Source organism: Allocoprococcus similis (assembly GCF_054660775.1).
In genome coordinates, this window is record NZ_BAAHSG010000021.1 from 39,588 (window position 1) to 56,230 (window position 16,643).

The window sequence follows — 16,643 nt, forward strand, 5'->3', positions numbered from 1 at the left end:
AAATGAAAGTAGGAGGAAAGAAAGAGTATGAACAATTTTTTGCCACAGAAGAGGGGAATGCAGGTTGTCTGGATCATAGTGGGCTGTCTGATCTACGCAGTCGGTCTGAACGTATTTATTATCCCTATGAATTTATACAGCGGGGGAGCAGTCGGTCTTGCACAGCTGTTAAGTTATGGAGCAGGACAGATCGGGATTAGGGAAATCGCAGGTCTGAACCTGTATGGTATCATTTATTTACTGCTCAACATTCCGATTTTATTTATTGCATGGTTTAAAATCGGAAAGACTTTTTTTATAAATACAATCCTTGGAACGGTAGGAATCAGTTTATTTACTTCAATCGTACCATCGCCGGCGACAGCAGTGATCGATGATCCGGTCATTGGAATCATCATCGGTGGTGTTGTAACCGGAGCCGGAATCGGAATCATGCTGACGGCAAAAGGAAGCGGCGGTGGAATCGAGGTTATCGGTATCTGGATGGCGAAAAAATATGCGGGAATGTCCGTTGGAAAATTGGGAACCATCTTCAATCTGGTACTGTATGCCATTTATCTTTTAGTTTTTGATATCTCAACGGTGATTTATTCGGTCGTCTACCTGTTCTTCTACACAGTAACTCTGGACAGGATGCATTTCCAGAACATCAATGTGAGAATGCTGATTTTCACGAAGAAGAAGGGAATCGCAGAGGCGATCATGAAAGAAACCGGACGTGGTGTTACGCAATGGAATGGTGAAGGTGCATTTACGAGTGAAGACAATTATGTTCTGGTAACGATCGTGAATAAATTTGAAGTAGAAGATATCCTGAACATGGTGTATTTACTGGATCCGGAAGCATTTACTACGGTAGATGAAGGAGTTAAGGTGTACGGAAACTTCCAGAAGAGAGTTTAAGAGGCAGGAATAAATGTATAAAATACTGATCGTTGAAGACGATAACACGATCGCAGAGTTACTGGCATCGCATTTGAAAAAGTGGAATTATAAGACAGTATGTGTACGCGATTTCAAAAATGTAATGGAAGAATTTAAAAAGGCAGGTCCACAGCTTGTGATCCTGGACATCGGGCTTCCGTTTTACAATGGATTCTACTGGTGCCAGGAGATCCGGAAGCTGTCCAATGTGCCGATCATTTTCCTGTCATCGATGAACGACAACATGAATATCGTGATGGCAATGAACATGGGCGGAGATGAGTTTATCGAGAAGCCGTTTGATCTGAATGTAGTGACAGCAAAGGTGCAGGCAGTACTGAGAAGAGCATACGCACTGCAGGGAACAGCAAATATCATTGAGCATGGAGAAATGCTGTTGAATCTGGGAGATGCGTCGCTTACAATAGCCGGGCAGAAGATTGAACTCACCAAGAATGAGTTCAAGATTTGCCAGATGTTTTTTGAAAGCGCAGGAAAATTTGTGACCAGAGATGCGATTATGACCAGACTTTGGGAAAGTGACGAATTCATCGATGATAATACACTTACAGTAAATGTGGCGAGACTTCGGAAAAAGCTGGAGGAAGCCGGAATGCATGATGTGATCCGGACAAAGAAAGGAATCGGGTACATGCTGGTATGACAGAGATTTTAAGGGTATTTTGGAAAGAAAAAAGACCGGAGAGAATTGCGGTTCTGGTTTCGGGCATCCTCTTTGCAGTCATCTTCTGGATCTATGAAATTCCGGTGGAAATTGCAGGATATGCGTTCCTTCTGGTGATTCTGTGGAATGTGATCTGGTTTACACTTGTTTTCATACGATATGTAAAAAGACAAAGAGTACTGGAAGAAAATCAGGAAAAAATCCGGACAGAGGCAGAAGGATTTCCGGAGGCAGAAAGCCGGGAAAGCGAAATGTACCAGGAACTGATCCGGCAGCTTTATGAAGAGAAAAAAGAGCTGGAATCCTCTGTGCAGATTGAAAAACAGGAGCTGTCCGATTATTACAGCATGTGGGTTCATCAGATCAAGACTCCAATTGCAGCACTCGGCGTCCTGATCCAGAGCGGAGAGGAACTGGAAGAAGTACAGGAAAGCCCGAAAGCACAGGAACTTACCCGAAGCATGAAAATGGAAGTATTCCGGATTGAACAATACGTGGATATGGTACTCACCTATCTCAGAATGGGGTCCGCAACCTCCGATTACGCCTTCCGGATCTGCAGCCTGGAAGAAATCATTCGCCAGGCAGTCCGCAAATATTCCCAGATGTTCATCATGACCAGAACAAGACTTCACCTTGAAATCCAGGATCAGAAGATTCTGACCGACGAAAAATGGCTGACCTTCGTCATTGAACAAATCCTCTCCAATGCAGTTAAATACGCAAGAGGCGGAGAAATATCAATTTACACAGAAAATCAGACACTGGTAATCGCTGACAATGGAATCGGAATCGCCGAAGAAGACCTCCCAAGAATCTTCGAAAAAGGATTCACTGGTTACAACGGAAGAGCAAATAAAAAGTCTACCGGAATTGGTTTATATCTGTGCAAAACAATTATGGATCGCTTACATCATACGATTCGGATTGAATCCGATCTTGAAAGAGGAACAAAAGTATATTTAAACTTTGACCGTGAATCCAGACGAATAGAGTAATGGAGTTTATTGGTACAAAAACGAAAAAACTTCCAACAATAGAACCGAACTATGATTTACTTTTTGGTTAAGGATTTAGTGATTAAAATATGCTCATCCATTTGAACCACACAGCCACCAGAAACAAATAAANNTTTATTTGTTTCTGGTGGCGTTCCTTTCACCCAAATGAGTCTTTTCAACCCCAATCCTTACAAAAATGTAAGAAACCCCACCAAAATTGTCATTTACTTCGATGGAAGGAAACGCCCGGCTTTTTTATAATGGATTTATCAAATAAAAAAGAAGGGCAGGTCAAAAAAACATGGCATTACTTGACGTAAAGAACGTAAAAAAGATATACACAACCCGTTTCGGAGGAAATCAGGTAGAGGCGCTGCATAACGTCAGCTTTTCCGTAGAAGCAGGCGAATATGTAGCAATTATGGGAGAAAGCGGAAGTGGTAAAACTACACTTCTGAATATCCTGGCTGCACTTGATAAGCCGACCGGTGGAAAGGTCTACTTAAAAGGGAATGATCTCGGCAAGATCCGGGAAAAAGAGATGGCAGCTTTCCGGCGGCAGAATCTGGGATTTGTCTTCCAGGACTTCAATCTTCTGGATACACTGACGTTGAAGGACAACATTTTTCTTCCACTGGTGCTGTCCGGTAAGAAATACACGGAAATGGAGAGCCGGATCATGTCAATCGCAGAGCAACTGGGGATCAGTAAGCTTCTGAACAAATATCCATATGAAGTATCCGGCGGGCAGAAGCAGAGAGCAGCCATTGCACGTGCTCTGATCACACAACCGCAGCTGATCCTTGCCGATGAACCGAGCGGTGCGCTGGATTCCAGATCGACGGATGAGCTTCTGGGACTTTTTAATGCGATCAACGATAACGGGCAGACGATTGTCATGGTAACGCACAGTGTCAAAGCAGCGAGCACGGCAAAGAGAGTCCTCTTCATCAAGGATGGGGAAGTTTTTCATCAGCTTTACCGTGGCAATCTGACCAGTGACGAGATGTACCAGAAGATTACCGATACCTTGACGGTTCTCACTACAGGAGGTGAGCACCGTGAATAGATCGATTTACACAAAGCTTGCCATTTCCAATCTGAAAAATAACCGGAAGACATACATTCCATATGTGCTGACAGCTGTCCTGACGGTGATGATGTATTATATGATGGCAAATCTGGCGGCAAATTCTCCGATGGACCAGGAGGCATTAAAGATTATTTTAAGTCTGAGTGTTCATGTGATTGAAATATTTGCACTGATCTTTCTGTTTTACACCAACAGTTTTCTGATCAAAAGAAGGAAAAGAGAAATCGGAGTGTATCACATTCTCGGAATGGGGAAACCGCAGCTTGCGAAAATGCTGGTGATCGAGACGGTTGTAGCCGGTGCGGTCAGTATTCTGGGTGGAATCTTTTTCGGAACTGCGCTTGCAAAGCTGATGTATGCACTTTTGAAAAGAATGATTCATTATGACGATAAACTGGCATTTCGGATGTCATGGGAGATTGCAGGAAATACCGTTCTCTTTTTCACACTGATCTTTGCATTGACTCTGATCTATAATCTTTTGCAGATCCGGCTTGCCAATCCAATCGAGCTTCTGCATGCGGGGAGTCAGGGCGAGCGGGAGCCGCAAACCAAATGGATTCTGACTGTGGCTGGCATCATTTTCCTTGGAATCGGTTATTACATTGCGATTACGACAAAAGAACCACTTAAGGCGCTTCAACTTTTCTTTGTCGCAGTAGTCTGTGTCATTATCGGAACCTACGCGCTTTTTACAGCAGGAAGTATTGCTTTTTTAAAGCTGCTTCGGAAAAACAAAAATTTCTATTATAAAACAAAGCATTTTACATCCGTATCCGGCATGCTTTACCGGATGAAGCAGAATGCAGTCGGGCTGGCAAATATCTGTATTCTCAGTACCATGGTTCTGGTGATCATTTCGTCTACCGTATCTTTGTACATCGGAAAGGAGGATGTCTTAAGAACAAGGTATCCGCAGGAAGTGTATATTACAAATTCAGTATCTGATGATGCGGAAAATCAGAAGCTGCACGATATGGCGGAAAAGATCTGCCGGGATAATCAGGTAGAGATCACAGATGAGAAGAGCTGGCATATGGCAGAGCTTGTGAAGATAAAAAACGGAGAAGAATATACCTCTGCGATGATAAAGGATTATTCGTCATCCGATGTGGTGTTTTTTGATGTGATTGGGTTGGCAGATTATAATCAGCTGACCGGCGAAAGGTTGGAGCTTGGGGATAAGGAAGCCATTCTTTTTACGAATGGGGAAAATTACGGCAAGGATACCATCCAGATTGATGATGAAAACTGGACGATCAAAAAAGAGCTGGACAAGGCACCTTTTGGAAAGAAGAGTGATTCTAATACAGAAAATGTATATTATATGATTGTCAGTGATGAAAAAGAGTTTATGGAAAACTATCTGAAAAAATATCAGCTCGAGGCAGAGGACAAACCGGTAAAATGGAGGGAGTCATTCAATTTAAGAGGCAGCGAAGAACAGAAGCTGAAAGCTGTCAAAGAGCTGAAAACACAGGCAGAAAGTGAATTTGAACATACTGGTGTACAGGGAAGATATCTTGAAAAAGAGACTTTCTTTGGTCTGTATGGCGGTGTATTTTTTATTGGAATGTATCTGGGAAGCCTGTTCCTGATGGCAACGGTGCTGATCATTTATTATAAACAGATTTCCGAAGGCTTTGATGACAGAGAACGCTATCAGATCATGCAGAAGGTAGGGATGAGCAAACGCGAGGTCAAAAGCTCGATCCGCAGCCAGATCCTGATGGTATTCTTCCTGCCGCTTGTGATGGCGATCATCCATATTGCAGTTGCATTTCCGGTGATCACAAAGCTTTTAGCCATATTTTATCTGAAAAATACAAAGCTGTTCTTCGGATGCACTGCCGGTACAGTGGGAATCTTTGCCGTCTTTTATGTGATCGTATTTGTGATAACAGCAAAAGAATATTATAAAATCGTTGAATAGAAGAAAAAGACAAAAAAGGTGACGAAAGTCATCTTTTTGTCGTATACAGAGGTATTTCTTGCTAAGAACGACCGTTCTGTAGTAGAATACAGATAGACTAATTGAAAAGAGGATTGCGAGAGTGCAAAGCACGTAGCAATCTGGTATCAAAGGGGTCAAAATATCTTTTGCCCCAACATCATTGAAAAGATAAAATTACAGAAAGCAAGGGACGTATAAATGATAGAAAAAGGGCTGGTATATGGAAGATTTCAGATTCTGCATCTCAAACATGTGGAATACATTCTGGCGGCAAAGATGCGCTGCAAAAGGCTTTATATAGGAATCACCATGTCGGATGATCTGCACGTATCAGGGGGTGAGGAAGACAATTACCGGGTAAGACGGAGCGCTAATCCTCTGACTTATATTGAGCGTTATGAGATGCTTCGTGATACGTTGCTCAGTTTCGGAGTGCCGAGAGAAGAGTTTGAGATCATCCCGTTTCCGATTGACAGAGTGGAATATCTGGGGCAGTATCTGCCGGAGGGTGCGGTCTGCTTTATGAGTATCTGTGATGAATGGACTGCGAACAATGAGAAGCGTTTTGAGAAGCTTGGAATTCCGGTGGAAGTCCTCTGGAGAAGAACCAAAGAGGAAAAAGGGGTATCAGGTTCCCAGATCCGGCAGAGGATCCTGGCAGATGAAAAGTGGGATGATCTGGTGCCAAAGACCGTTTATGATTATGTTCTCTCGCACGGAATTGACGACAGGATCAAGTTTTCAAAATAAAGGAGAAGCTGAAATGCAGGATTGGGAAAGATTTGGAGAAGAGATCAGACGAACTGTGCAGGATGCTGTAGACTCACAGGATTACCGGAGGCTGAACCAGACGATCACGGATACGATCAACCGGGCAGTGAACGGTGCGGTAAATGGCGCGGAACAGGGCATGCGTTCTTTTGGAAATGCGTTTGATCAGGCAACGAGAAATATGGGAAGAGGTCCGGGAGGACCGCGTGGAAGATATGGACAGATGGGCGGATCTGACAGATGGGGAAGAACGCCTGGAGGAGGTGTACCTCCGTTCGGAACTTACAGGTGGAGCGGACCGGATGGAAATGGAAGAGCGTGGAATCCGGATATGCAGGACTATAAGGCGGAATCACAGGGAAGCAGCCGGTATGGATACAGCAATGCACAGCAGTCACCTGTCTTGTATGGATCGACGACGGGAACAAAGGCAGGCGGAATTGTCATGATCGCAGCAGGCGGAAGCATGGCACTGATATTCCTGATTCTGTTCCTTGCATCTTGTATTGCTTCTTTGCCGGAAAGTCCGGGGGCTTTATGGATCATGCGTGCGGTATTTGGGCTACTTACGGCAGCAAGTGGCATGATCACAGGCTGGGGCATTAAGCTTCTGAAACAGGTTGGAAGATTCAAGAACTACAGCCGCAGGATCGCAGGCAGAGAGTACTGCAATATTTCAGAAATCGGAAGCAATTCCGGAAAATCCATAAAATTTGTGACAAAGGATCTGGAAAGAATGATTTCCAAAGGCTGGTTCCGTCAGGGGCATATGGATGGTGAGAAGAAATGCCTGATCCTGTCAAACCGTGCTTATGAAGAATATTTACAGATCGAAACTCGCAGACAGCAGTCGAAAGCGGAAGAGCCGGTAAAGAAAGAAGAGAAGACACAGGAAAATACAAAAGAGAAAGATGCAAAGAATGAAAAGCTGACACCGGAGGTGCAGAAGATCATTGACCAGGGGGATGCTTTTATCAGAAAGATCCACGAGTGTAATGAAGCCATTCCGGGAGAAGAGATTTCTGCAAAGATCAGCCGGATGGAGATGCTGGTAGACCGGATCTTTGACCGGGTGGAAGAAAATCCACAGTCAGTTTCGGATATCCGTAAGCTGATGGAATATTATCTTCCGACGACGATCAAGCTTCTGGAAGCATATGAACAGCTTGACAGACAGCCGGTTGATGGAGAAAATATCCAGACTGCAAAGCGTGAGATTGAGGCAACGCTCGATACTTTAAATACGGCGTTTGAGAAACTTCTGGATGACCTGTTTCAAGATACCATGTGGGATGTCTCATCGGATATTTCCGTATTGAATACCATGCTTGCACAGGAAGGTCTGAAAGAGGACGGAATAAAAAAATAAAGTCGCAGGAGGAAGAAGAGTATGAACGATTTTGAAGAATTTAATGTGACACCGGAGCTGACGCTGGATCCGTTTCAGGAAGAAAAAAAAGAGACTCCGCAGATTTATCAGGAGGCAGAACCGGAAACACCGGAGATCGTCCTGACACCGGAAGAAAAGAATATGGTCAGTGCATTTGCAGAAAAAATTGATCTCGCCAATTCGAACATGATTCTTCAGTACGGAGCCGGAACCCAGAAGAAGATCGCAGATTTTTCAGAAAAAGCACTGGAAAATGTAAAGACAAAAGATCTTGGAGAGGTTGGCACACTGTTAAGTGATGTGGTGACAGAACTGAAAGGATTTGATGAGGAAGAGGAAAAAGGATTCCTCGGAATCTTCAAAAAAGGCGGAAACAAGATCCAGGCAATGAAAGCCAAATATGCAAAAGCAGAAACCAATGTAAACAATATTGTCAAAGCACTGGAATCTCACGAAGTGCAGCTTATGAAAGACATTGCGCTTCTGGACAAGATGTATGAAGTGAACATGACATATTATAAAGAATTGTCCATGTATGTGCTTGCCGGAAAGCAGAAGCTTGTCGAGACAAGAAACGGTGAGCTTCAGGAACTGAAGAATAAAGCGATGGCAAGCGGACTTGCCGAGGATGCACAGGCAGCAAAAGATCTGGATTCCAGATGTGAACGTTTCGAGAAAAAACTGCATGATCTGGAACTGACCAAGACAATCGCCATGCAGACCGCACCACAGATCCGTCTGGTGCAGGGAAACGACACAATGATGGCAGAAAAAATCCAGTCTACACTCGTCAATACGATCCCGCTCTGGAAAAGCCAGATGGTACTCGCCCTTGGTGTGGAACATTCCGCACAGGCAGCAGCAGCTCAGAGAGAAGTCAACGATATGACCAATGAACTCCTGCGCAAGAACGCAGAAAAGCTGAAGATTGCTACAGTAGAGACTGCCAAAGAATCCGAGCGTGGAATCGTAGATATTGAAACCTTAAAAGCAACCAATGAATCGCTGATCGCAACCTTCGATGAAGTCATGCAGATCCAACAGGAAGGCCGCCAGAAACGTCAGCAGGCAGAGGTGGAAATGCAGCGCATCGAAGCTGAACTGAAAGCGAAGCTGTTACAGGTTCAGGGGTAAGCATTTGGTGAGGAACTTTTTAAAAGTTTGCCAGCGCACAGACATAAAGGACTCCGTTTTCTGTGATTAGAAACGGTGCTAGAGTCCGTTAGAAAAAAGGCACCAGTAATTCGGATCTGGTTTCGTGCTACAAGCACGAAAGCCAGAGGGCTGCTGAGTGGAATAATCATCAGGATTATTCCGCGAATCAGCCCGGTATCCAAATTACTGGCGCCTTTTTTCTCTACGGACTCTTCAACATTTCTACCCACAGAAAACGGAGTCCTTTATGTCGTCCCTTTTGTACATTTATTCAATAACAGTTCCGGTTTTACCCTTCAGAGCATCTTTCAGAGTATCAAAAGAAGTAATCAGAGCACTTCTTCCCTCTTTCTTTTCTACGAATCCTACGGATGCCTGGAATTTTGGAAGCATATTGTAGATTCCGAAGTGTCCTTCATTCATGTACTGCTTAGCCTGTTCTACGGAGATAGTATCGAGTTCTTCTTCATCTTCTTTTCCGTGGTTTAAGCATACCTTTTCCACACTGGTGAGGATGATGAGCTCATCTGCATCGATCTGCTCGGCGAGCTTGCCGGCAGTAAGATCTTTTTCGATGACTCCGCTGGCACCTTTAAGATGATTGTTCTGCTGGAGTACCGGGATTCCGCCACCACCGCAGGCGATTACAATATGTCCTGCATCGGTAAGGGTGCGGATGGAATCAACTTCTACGATATCAACCGGGTTTGGAGAAGCAACGACACGGCGGAAGCCCTGACCAGGAACTTCTACTACATAATTGCCCTTTTTACGTTCAACGGCAGCGTCTTCTGCGCTCATGATACGTCCGACAACCTTGGTTGGTGTGTAGAATGCTTCGTCATATGGATCAACAGTTACCTGTGTGATAACAGTACATACGCTGCGGTAGATGCCGCGTCCGATCAGTTCTTCGCGAATCGCGTTCTGCAGGTCATATCCGATGTAACCCTGTGACATAGCAGAGCAGACTGACATCGGAGAAGCGGTATAATCCGGATGATTGGTGCTGAATTCGTTCATAGCAGTATGGATCATACCAACCTGAGGTCCATTACTGTGTGTGATTACTACCTGGTATCCTTCTTCAACAAGATCTGCAATGGAAACTGCAGTTTTTTTAACGGCAACCTTCTGCTCCGGAAGTGTGGTTCCGAGTGCGCGGTGTCCTAATGCAACAACAACTTTTTTCTTCATATTACATCCCTCTGTTTCTCAGAATTTGAATTGTCTGCGTATGAAAAACATATAACGCAGACAACAGCGATAAAAAATATATAAAAATTATAGTATTTTTTTATGGAAATTGCAATCATTAGTTGGCAAAAATGCACAGTATAAAAAGGAATTACTGGTGGGCAGAAGCTAAATGGCACAAGGACGGGGATTTTCACAAAACATGCTGACAACAAGGGAAGATGTTCATATAATATAATAAGAAGTCCGGTGGATGGTGCAGTATGAAAGAGGAACGGATTCGATTTTGCGGATTAAAAGAGCGGGAGGTCATTAATATGTGTGACTGCAAGAGGCTTGGTTTTGTTGCCGATCTGCTAGTCAATATCTGTTCAGGGTGTGTGGAAGCATTGATCGTACCGGGACCGGGAAGAATCTGTGGATTTCTTGGGTATGATGCGGAGTATATTATTCCGTTTGAGTGTATTCGCAGGATTGGAGAGGATATTATTCTTGTGGAAATTAAAGAGGACAAATGTCTGAAGCCGTGTAAATAAGAAGATGTTGGGGTCAAAAGGTATTTTGCCCCCTTTGATACCAGATTGCTACGTGCTTTGCACTCTCGCACTCCTTATAAGAATAGTAAAAGAGGAAGAAGAGTACAGACTGCTCAGTGAAATAAATGAGAACAAGTAAAAAGACAAAGGAGAGAAGAAAAATGACAGCATTTTTTAAAGAAATCGAGCCATTCCGGGGAAACGGAAACGAAAATGAAAAGGGACAGACACTGGAAGAATTTCTGGAGGAGTATGATCCTTATAAATATAAGAATCCTTGTGTGACAACAGATGCAGTTATATTTTCCTGCAAAAGAAAGGAAGCGGACGGAGAATGGAAAGTCCTGATGGTTAAAAGACGGAATCATCCGAGCATTGGCTGGTGGGCGCTTCCGGGTGGGTTTATTGAACTTCATGAGAATCTGGAAGATACGGCAAGAAGAGAACTGACCGAGGAGACCGGCATGGCGGATCTTCCGATGGAGCAATTTGCAGTCTATGGAAATGTGGACCGTGATCCAAGAGCACGGATCATCACGTCAGCGTATCTTTCGGTTGTAAATGAAGGGCAGGTAAAGGTGCGGGCCGGCGATGATGCGGCGGATGCAAGATGGATGCAGCTTCATTGCCGGACAGAATCGGTGAAGGAGGACGGAGAATGGACAGAAACCATTTATCGCCTGACATTGGAAAATAAGGACACAGATCTTACAATTTCAGCAGCTGTTGAGAAGAGAGAAAGAAGCGGTCTGGTAAGAGAAACCTATTATAAGGTAAAAGAATCGGACCGGATCGCCTGTGACCATGCGGCACTGATCGTACAGGCATGGAAGCTGGTGGAGAGCCGGCTTATATAGCTTATTGATAAAGTGTGAATTTGTTGACAACCTTGTATACAGGATTTATACTATAGACATTAAAAATGTGCGTGATTCGGCAGTAGAATCAATCAAGAACCAGGCAGGAGGAAAAAAGATGAAGTGCCCATATTGTGGTAACATTGATACAAGAGTCATCGACTCAAGACCGGCAGATGACGGAACGACGATCAGAAGGAGAAGATCCTGTGATGCGTGCAACAAGCGTTTTACAACCTATGAGAAGGTGGAGACCATACCGTTGATCGTGATCAAGAAGGATAACAACCGGGAGCAGTATGACCGTACTAAACTGGAAGGCGGAGTACTCCGGGCATGCTATAAACGTCCGGTATCAGCAGCAGATATTCAGGCAACGATCGACTCGATTGAGACAGCGATTTTCAGCCGGGAAGAGAAAGAAATTCCGAGTAGCCAGATCGGTGAGATTGTTATGGAAAGCCTGAAAAAGCTGGATCCGGTTGCTTATGTACGTTTTGCATCGGTATACAGGGAATTTAAAGACGTGAATACATTCATGGATGAACTGAAGAAAATATTAGAATAAAAGGGGAAAGACAAATGGAACGGAAAAAGACAGTATTGCTCTGCGTGACCGGCGGTATTGCGGCGTACAAGATTGCAACACTGGCAAGTATGCTGGTAAAGACAGGATACGATGTAAAAGTTGTGATGACACAGAATGCAACGAATTTTATCAATCCGCTGGTATTTGAGACGCTGACACAGCATAAGTGCCTGATCGATACATTTGACCGCAATTTTGAGTACAGTGTGGAACATGTGACACTGGCAAAATGGGCAGATATTGTGATGATCGCACCGGCTACAGCGAATGTGATCGGTAAGCTGGCACACGGGATTGCAGATGATATGCTGACTACGACTGTGATGGCATGTGCCGAATGTAAGAAGATCCTTGCACCGGCGATGAACACAAGAATGTATGAGAATCCGGTCGTACAGGATAATTTAAAACTTCTGGAGCATTATGGATATGAAGTGATCCAGCCGGCAAGTGGACATCTGGCATGCGGAGATAACGGAGCCGGGAAGATGCCGGAAGCGGAGACTTTGTATGAATATATTTACCGGGATACTGCTTATGAGAAAGATCTGACCGGAAAGAGAATTCTTGTCACAGCAGGGCCGACAAGAGAAGCAATCGACCCGGTGCGCTACATTACAAATCACTCATCCGGTAAGATGGGATATGCCATTGCACGCGTTGCTGCGGCAAGAGGAGCGGATGTTACGCTTGTCACCGGACCGACAGAGATAAAAAAGCCGATGTTTGTGAAGATCGTTCCGGTCACGACCGCAAAGGAAATGTTCGAGGCGGTAAAGGAAGAAGCGGAAGATGCAGACATTGTGTGTAAGGCAGCAGCGGTTGCAGATTACCGGCCAAAGCATATTGCGGATGAAAAGGTGAAAAAGTCAGACAGTGAGATGAGTCTGGAGCTGGAAAAGACGGACGATATTCTGAAATATCTCGGGGAGCACAGAAAAGACGGACAGTTTCTGTGTGGATTTTCAATGGAAACCGAGAATATGGTTGAAAATTCCAGAAAGAAGCTTGAAAAGAAGAATCTGGATATGATCGCGGCAAATAATCTTAAAGTTGCCGGAGCAGGATTTCAGGGCGATACAAATCAGATGACACTGATCACGAAGGAAGATGAGACTGCACTTCCACTGATCAGCAAGGAAGAGACAGCAGCTTGTATTCTGGACAAGATTCTGGAGTGCATGAATAAATAAAAAGCCAAAATGTATTGTATCTCGTAAAGAGAATAGTAACAGGAGGAAAAGAAAAATGAATCAAAGCAATGAACGTACTACATCCATGTCCAAAACAAAGGGACTCGTACAGATGGCAATCTTTGCAGCACTTATTGTAGTGCTGGCATTCACCCCGTTTATCGGATATATCCCATTGGGATTTACCAGAGCGACGATCATCCATATCCCGGTGATCATGGGATCTCTGATGCTTGGACCGAAGAAGGGCGCAGCGCTTGGAGGTGTATTTGGTCTTACAAGTTTTATCAATAATACGATAAATCCGACATTGACATCATTCGTATTTACCCCATTTTACAGTCTGGGTGAATACAGTGGAGGGATCGGAAGTCTGATCATCTGTTTTGTGCCGCGTATTCTGATCGGTGTAGTACCGTTTTATGTTTACCGTCTGATCAGGAAGCTTTCCAAGCACAACGGAGTATCGTCTGTTGGACTGGTTGCGGCAGGACTTTCCGGAGCACTGACCAATACGCTTCTTGTCATGAATCTTATTTTTGTATTTTTCAGGAATGACTATGCGGCAGCCAATGGTGTTACCGTAAAAGCGGTATATGGATTTATTCTGAGCATTATCGGAATCAATGGGGTTCCGGAGGCGATCGTAGCGGCGGTGATCACGCTGGTACTTGGGAAAACACTGATGAAAAAAGGGGTACAGGAAAGATTAGGAGTGTAAAAAATGATACTTGCGATTGATATAGGAAATACAAATATTGTACTTGGATGCGTGGATGATAACAAAACCTATTTTATCGAAAGACTTTCCACGATCAAGACAAAGATGGAACTGGAATATGCTATTGATATCAAGATGGTTCTGGATATTCACGGGATCAAACCGGAGAAACTGGAAGGAGCGATCATCAGCTCGGTAGTTCCGCAGATTACATATGTCGTAAAAGAAGCAGCCGAAAAGATTTTGAAAAAGGAGACACTGGTCATTGGACCGGGCGTGAAAAACGGACTGAACATTCTGATGGACAATCCGGCCCAGCTTGGAAGTGATCTGGTGGCAAATGCGGTTGCCGGAATTGCGGAATATAAAGCACCGATGATGATCTTCGATCTGGGAACAGCGACAACTGTCAGTGTGATCGATGAGAAGAAAAATTATATTGGTGGAATGATCTATCCGGGTGTGAATATTTCACTGAATGCGCTGACAGAAAATGCATCCCAGCTTCAGGGAATCGGACTGGAGACGCCAAAACGCATTGTTGGAAAGAATACGATCGAATGTATGAAGAGCGGTGTCCTCTATTCCAGTGCGGCAGCAATCGATGGAATTATTGACCGGATTGAGGAAGCGGTCGGACAGCCTATGACGGCAATCGCAACGGGCGGACTTTCCCAAAAGATTGTTCCGTACTGTAAGAGAGAGGTCGTACTGGATGATGATCTGCTTTTGAAAGGACTGCGGATTATTTACCGGAAAAACAGATAACAGAAAGGTGACAGGGACGAGGACTTATAAAGTTTTCGCCCCTTTTATAAAAGGATGAATACTTACCGGATAACAGTTGCCTATGATGGAACGGCGTATCGTGGATGGCAGAGACAGGAGAATACGGAACTCACTGTACAGGGAATTCTGGAACGGCAGATTTCAGAAATTACAGGGAAAAAGACGGTGGTCAGCGGTTCCGGAAGAACAGATAGTGGTGTACATGCGTTAGGGCAGGAGTGCAGTCTGTATCTGGAACAGGAAATTGATATGGACAGTTTTAAGAAGCAGTTAAATGTACTTCTCCCGGAAGATATCAGAGTGCTGGATATCAGCAGAGAAAAAAGGGATTTTCATGCAAGAAAGAGTGCGGTCGGGAAATGCTATGAGTATCGGATCGATCTGCGTGACAAGATGGAAGTATTTCATCGGAAATACCGGTTCCATTTTCCACATCCGGTCGATATCGGTGCGATGGAAAAAGCAGCAGAGTATCTGGTGGGAACCCATGATTTTTCCGCCTTTACAGATTTGAAAGAGGACAAAGATACGGTACGGACGATTTATGCGGTCGGGATCGTGTATGAAAAGGATACACTTACGTTATCGTGGATCGGAGATGGATTTTTATATCATATGGTCCGGATACTTACCGGAACACTTCTGGATGTGGGAACAGGAAAGATAAAAGCGGAAGAGATACCGGAGATTCTGAAAGCAAAAGACCGGAAGAAATCTGGTTTTCCGGCACCGGCGAAGGGACTGTTTTTAGGCCGTGTTTTTTATACAGAAGCGGAGCTTGAAAAAGCGGTACAGAAGATCCGCAAAAAAAAAAACCAAAGAAATGGAGAAAAGAGAAGATGAAGTTTATTTCATGGAATGTAAATGGAATCCGTGCATGTGTGCAGAAAGGATTTATGGATTTTTTTAAAGAGGCAGATGCGGATATTTTCTGTCTGCAGGAGACAAAGATGCAGGAAGGGCAGCTTGTACTTGATCTGCCGGGATATCATCAGTACTGGAACTCGGCTGTGAAAAAAGGATACTCAGGGACTGCAATTTTTACAAAGGAAGAGCCGTTATCAGTTACTTACGGACTTGGGATAGAAGAACATGATCAGGAAGGGCGCGTGATCACACTGGAATTTGAGGATTTTTATTTTATTACCGTGTATACACCGAATTCCCAGAGCGAACTGGCAAGACTTGACTATCGTATGACCTGGGAAGATGCATTTCTTGCTTATCTTAAGAAGCTGGAAGAGACAAAACCGGTGATCTTCTGCGGAGATTTGAATGTGGCACACAAAGAAATTGATCTGAAGAATCCAAAGACCAACCGGAAGAATGCCGGATTTACAGATGAAGAGCGCGCAAAATTCTCAGCACTTCTGGATGCGGGATTCATTGATACTTACCGCTATTTCTACCCGGATAAAGAAGGGATCTACTCCTGGTGGTCCTATCGGTTTAAGGCAAGAGAAAAGAATGCAGGTTGGCGTATCGATTACTTCTGTACATCAAAAGCACTGGAAAGCAGGCTGGAAGATGCGAAGATTCTGACGGATGTATTTGGGTCTGACCACTGTCCGGTGGAACTGGATTTGAAGTAGGGATGAGATCGACAGGCTGCGACATCAAATTGTAAAAAAATAAACTGATCAGATTCACTTTTGTGCAATGGAATCTGATCAGTTTATTTTTTTGCAATTTTTCGCTCGGAGCTATCGGAGGATCCTGTTTGAGGGAATATATAAAATTCTGGCTGCATATAAATATACATGGGTATTTATTGCTTTTTGGATGATG

At 44.1% G+C, this 16,643-nt stretch carries 17 protein-coding genes; 16 read left to right on the forward strand and 1 reads right to left on the reverse strand.

Annotated features, from left to right (window positions below):
- The first annotated feature begins 27 nt into the window (after window positions 1–27).
- The 8 genes from ACYQ5K_RS10885 to ACYQ5K_RS10920 all read left to right on the forward strand — a co-directional run bounded on the left by ACYQ5K_RS10885 (window position 28) and on the right by ACYQ5K_RS10920 (window position 8,952).
- Entirely contained in the window at window positions 28–903 is an 876-nt protein-coding gene (locus tag ACYQ5K_RS10885) for a YitT family protein (protein WP_178025739.1), read from the forward strand.
- 13 nt (window positions 904–916) lie between these two features.
- Window positions 917–1,588, forward strand: a complete 672-nt coding sequence (locus ACYQ5K_RS10890; RefSeq protein ID WP_173689143.1) for a response regulator transcription factor — start codon at window positions 917–919, stop codon at window positions 1,586–1,588.
- Window positions 1,585–2,607 carry a sensor histidine kinase gene (locus tag ACYQ5K_RS10895; RefSeq protein ID WP_173689142.1) on the forward strand — a complete coding sequence of 341 codons (1,023 nt, stop codon included), beginning with the start codon at window positions 1,585–1,587 and terminating at the stop codon, window positions 2,605–2,607. The genes ACYQ5K_RS10890 and ACYQ5K_RS10895 overlap by 4 nt, the downstream gene beginning before the upstream one ends.
- 304 nt (window positions 2,608–2,911) lie before the next feature.
- Window positions 2,912–3,679 carry an ABC transporter ATP-binding protein gene (locus ACYQ5K_RS10900; RefSeq protein WP_173689141.1) on the forward strand — a complete coding sequence of 256 codons (768 nt, stop codon included), beginning with the start codon at window positions 2,912–2,914 and terminating at the stop codon, window positions 3,677–3,679.
- On the forward strand, window positions 3,672–5,636 hold the full coding sequence (locus ACYQ5K_RS10905) for an ABC transporter permease (RefSeq protein ID WP_178025740.1): 1,965 nt from the start codon (window positions 3,672–3,674) through the stop codon (window positions 5,634–5,636). Before ACYQ5K_RS10900 ends, ACYQ5K_RS10905 begins: the two co-directional genes overlap by 8 nt.
- Before the next feature lie 219 nt (window positions 5,637–5,855).
- On the forward strand, window positions 5,856–6,407 hold the full coding sequence (locus tag ACYQ5K_RS10910; protein WP_173689139.1) for a nucleotidyl transferase family protein: 552 nt from the start codon (window positions 5,856–5,858) through the stop codon (window positions 6,405–6,407).
- A 13-nt stretch (window positions 6,408–6,420) separates the two neighbouring features.
- Window positions 6,421–7,797, forward strand: a complete 1,377-nt coding sequence (locus tag ACYQ5K_RS10915) for a 5-bromo-4-chloroindolyl phosphate hydrolysis family protein (protein ID WP_243259135.1) — start codon at window positions 6,421–6,423, stop codon at window positions 7,795–7,797.
- A 21-nt stretch (window positions 7,798–7,818) separates the two neighbouring features.
- Window positions 7,819–8,952 (forward strand): toxic anion resistance protein, encoded by a 1,134-nt coding sequence (locus ACYQ5K_RS10920; protein WP_459777553.1) that lies wholly within the window; start codon window positions 7,819–7,821, stop codon window positions 8,950–8,952.
- A gap of 288 nt (window positions 8,953–9,240) precedes the next feature.
- Here the strand turns inward: ACYQ5K_RS10920 and arcC are convergent, their stop codons facing one another.
- Window positions 9,241–10,170, reverse strand: coding sequence for a carbamate kinase (gene arcC / locus ACYQ5K_RS10925; protein ID WP_459777554.1), 930 nt, complete (start codon window positions 10,168–10,170; stop codon window positions 9,241–9,243).
- 278 nt (window positions 10,171–10,448) lie between these two features.
- On the opposite strand from arcC, the gene ACYQ5K_RS10930 reads away from it, so the two are divergent.
- The 8 genes from ACYQ5K_RS10930 to ACYQ5K_RS10965 all read left to right on the forward strand — a co-directional run bounded on the left by ACYQ5K_RS10930 (window position 10,449) and on the right by ACYQ5K_RS10965 (window position 16,447).
- Window positions 10,449–10,706 carry a PRC-barrel domain-containing protein gene (locus tag ACYQ5K_RS10930; protein ID WP_459777560.1) on the forward strand — a complete coding sequence of 86 codons (258 nt, stop codon included), beginning with the start codon at window positions 10,449–10,451 and terminating at the stop codon, window positions 10,704–10,706.
- 161 nt (window positions 10,707–10,867) lie between these two features.
- Entirely contained in the window at window positions 10,868–11,563 is a 696-nt protein-coding gene (locus ACYQ5K_RS10935; protein WP_459777555.1) for an NUDIX domain-containing protein, read from the forward strand.
- Between the two features lie 118 nt (window positions 11,564–11,681).
- A complete protein-coding gene (gene nrdR, locus ACYQ5K_RS10940) occupies window positions 11,682–12,131 on the forward strand; it encodes a transcriptional regulator NrdR (RefSeq protein ID WP_173689135.1) in 450 nt (149 codons plus the stop codon).
- A gap of 14 nt (window positions 12,132–12,145) precedes the next feature.
- Window positions 12,146–13,345: a bifunctional phosphopantothenoylcysteine decarboxylase/phosphopantothenate--cysteine ligase CoaBC gene (gene coaBC / locus ACYQ5K_RS10945; protein WP_173689134.1), complete on the forward strand. Its 1,200-nt coding sequence runs from the start codon at window positions 12,146–12,148 to the stop codon at window positions 13,343–13,345.
- A gap of 55 nt (window positions 13,346–13,400) precedes the next feature.
- Window positions 13,401–14,066, forward strand: a complete 666-nt coding sequence (locus ACYQ5K_RS10950) for an ECF transporter S component (protein WP_459777556.1) — start codon at window positions 13,401–13,403, stop codon at window positions 14,064–14,066.
- A gap of 3 nt (window positions 14,067–14,069) precedes the next feature.
- The gene (locus ACYQ5K_RS10955; protein ID WP_459777557.1) at window positions 14,070–14,834 is read left to right on the forward strand and encodes a type III pantothenate kinase; all 765 of its coding nucleotides are present in this window, start codon (window positions 14,070–14,072) and stop codon (window positions 14,832–14,834) included.
- Between the two features lie 54 nt (window positions 14,835–14,888).
- Window positions 14,889–15,698, forward strand: coding sequence for a tRNA pseudouridine(38-40) synthase TruA (gene truA, locus ACYQ5K_RS10960; RefSeq protein WP_459777558.1), 810 nt, complete (start codon window positions 14,889–14,891; stop codon window positions 15,696–15,698).
- Complete coding sequence (locus ACYQ5K_RS10965) at window positions 15,695–16,447, forward strand: exodeoxyribonuclease III (RefSeq protein WP_459777559.1); 753 nt, start codon at window positions 15,695–15,697, stop codon at window positions 16,445–16,447. Before truA ends, ACYQ5K_RS10965 begins: the two co-directional genes overlap by 4 nt.
- Window positions 16,448–16,643: the final 196 nt, after the last annotated feature.

What these genes read in the sequence shown, in the direction of transcription:
- ACYQ5K_RS10915 (WP_243259135.1), top strand. Translation starts at nt 6,421, where the DNA reads ATGCAGGATTGGGAAAGATTTGGAGAAGAGATCAGACGAACTGTGCAG.
- nrdR (WP_173689135.1), top strand. Translation starts at nt 11,682, where the DNA reads ATGAAGTGCCCATATTGTGGTAACATTGATACAAGAGTCATCGACTCA.
- ACYQ5K_RS10910 (WP_173689139.1), top strand. Translation starts at nt 5,856, where the DNA reads ATGATAGAAAAAGGGCTGGTATATGGAAGATTTCAGATTCTGCATCTC.
- ACYQ5K_RS10955 (WP_459777557.1), top strand. Translation starts at nt 14,070, where the DNA reads ATGATACTTGCGATTGATATAGGAAATACAAATATTGTACTTGGATGC.
- ACYQ5K_RS10900 (WP_173689141.1), top strand. Translation starts at nt 2,912, where the DNA reads ATGGCATTACTTGACGTAAAGAACGTAAAAAAGATATACACAACCCGT.
- ACYQ5K_RS10895 (WP_173689142.1), top strand. Translation starts at nt 1,585, where the DNA reads ATGACAGAGATTTTAAGGGTATTTTGGAAAGAAAAAAGACCGGAGAGA.
- ACYQ5K_RS10890 (WP_173689143.1), top strand. Translation starts at nt 917, where the DNA reads ATGTATAAAATACTGATCGTTGAAGACGATAACACGATCGCAGAGTTA.
- truA (WP_459777558.1), top strand. Translation starts at nt 14,889, where the DNA reads ATGAATACTTACCGGATAACAGTTGCCTATGATGGAACGGCGTATCGT.
- ACYQ5K_RS10920 (WP_459777553.1), top strand. Translation starts at nt 7,819, where the DNA reads ATGAACGATTTTGAAGAATTTAATGTGACACCGGAGCTGACGCTGGAT.
- ACYQ5K_RS10935 (WP_459777555.1), top strand. Translation starts at nt 10,868, where the DNA reads ATGACAGCATTTTTTAAAGAAATCGAGCCATTCCGGGGAAACGGAAAC.
- coaBC (WP_173689134.1), top strand. Translation starts at nt 12,146, where the DNA reads ATGGAACGGAAAAAGACAGTATTGCTCTGCGTGACCGGCGGTATTGCG.
- ACYQ5K_RS10885 (WP_178025739.1), top strand. Translation starts at nt 28, where the DNA reads ATGAACAATTTTTTGCCACAGAAGAGGGGAATGCAGGTTGTCTGGATC.
- arcC (WP_459777554.1), bottom strand. Translation starts at nt 10,170, where the DNA reads ATGAAGAAAAAAGTTGTTGTTGCATTAGGACACCGCGCACTCGGAACC.
- ACYQ5K_RS10950 (WP_459777556.1), top strand. Translation starts at nt 13,401, where the DNA reads ATGAATCAAAGCAATGAACGTACTACATCCATGTCCAAAACAAAGGGA.
- ACYQ5K_RS10965 (WP_459777559.1), top strand. Translation starts at nt 15,695, where the DNA reads ATGAAGTTTATTTCATGGAATGTAAATGGAATCCGTGCATGTGTGCAG.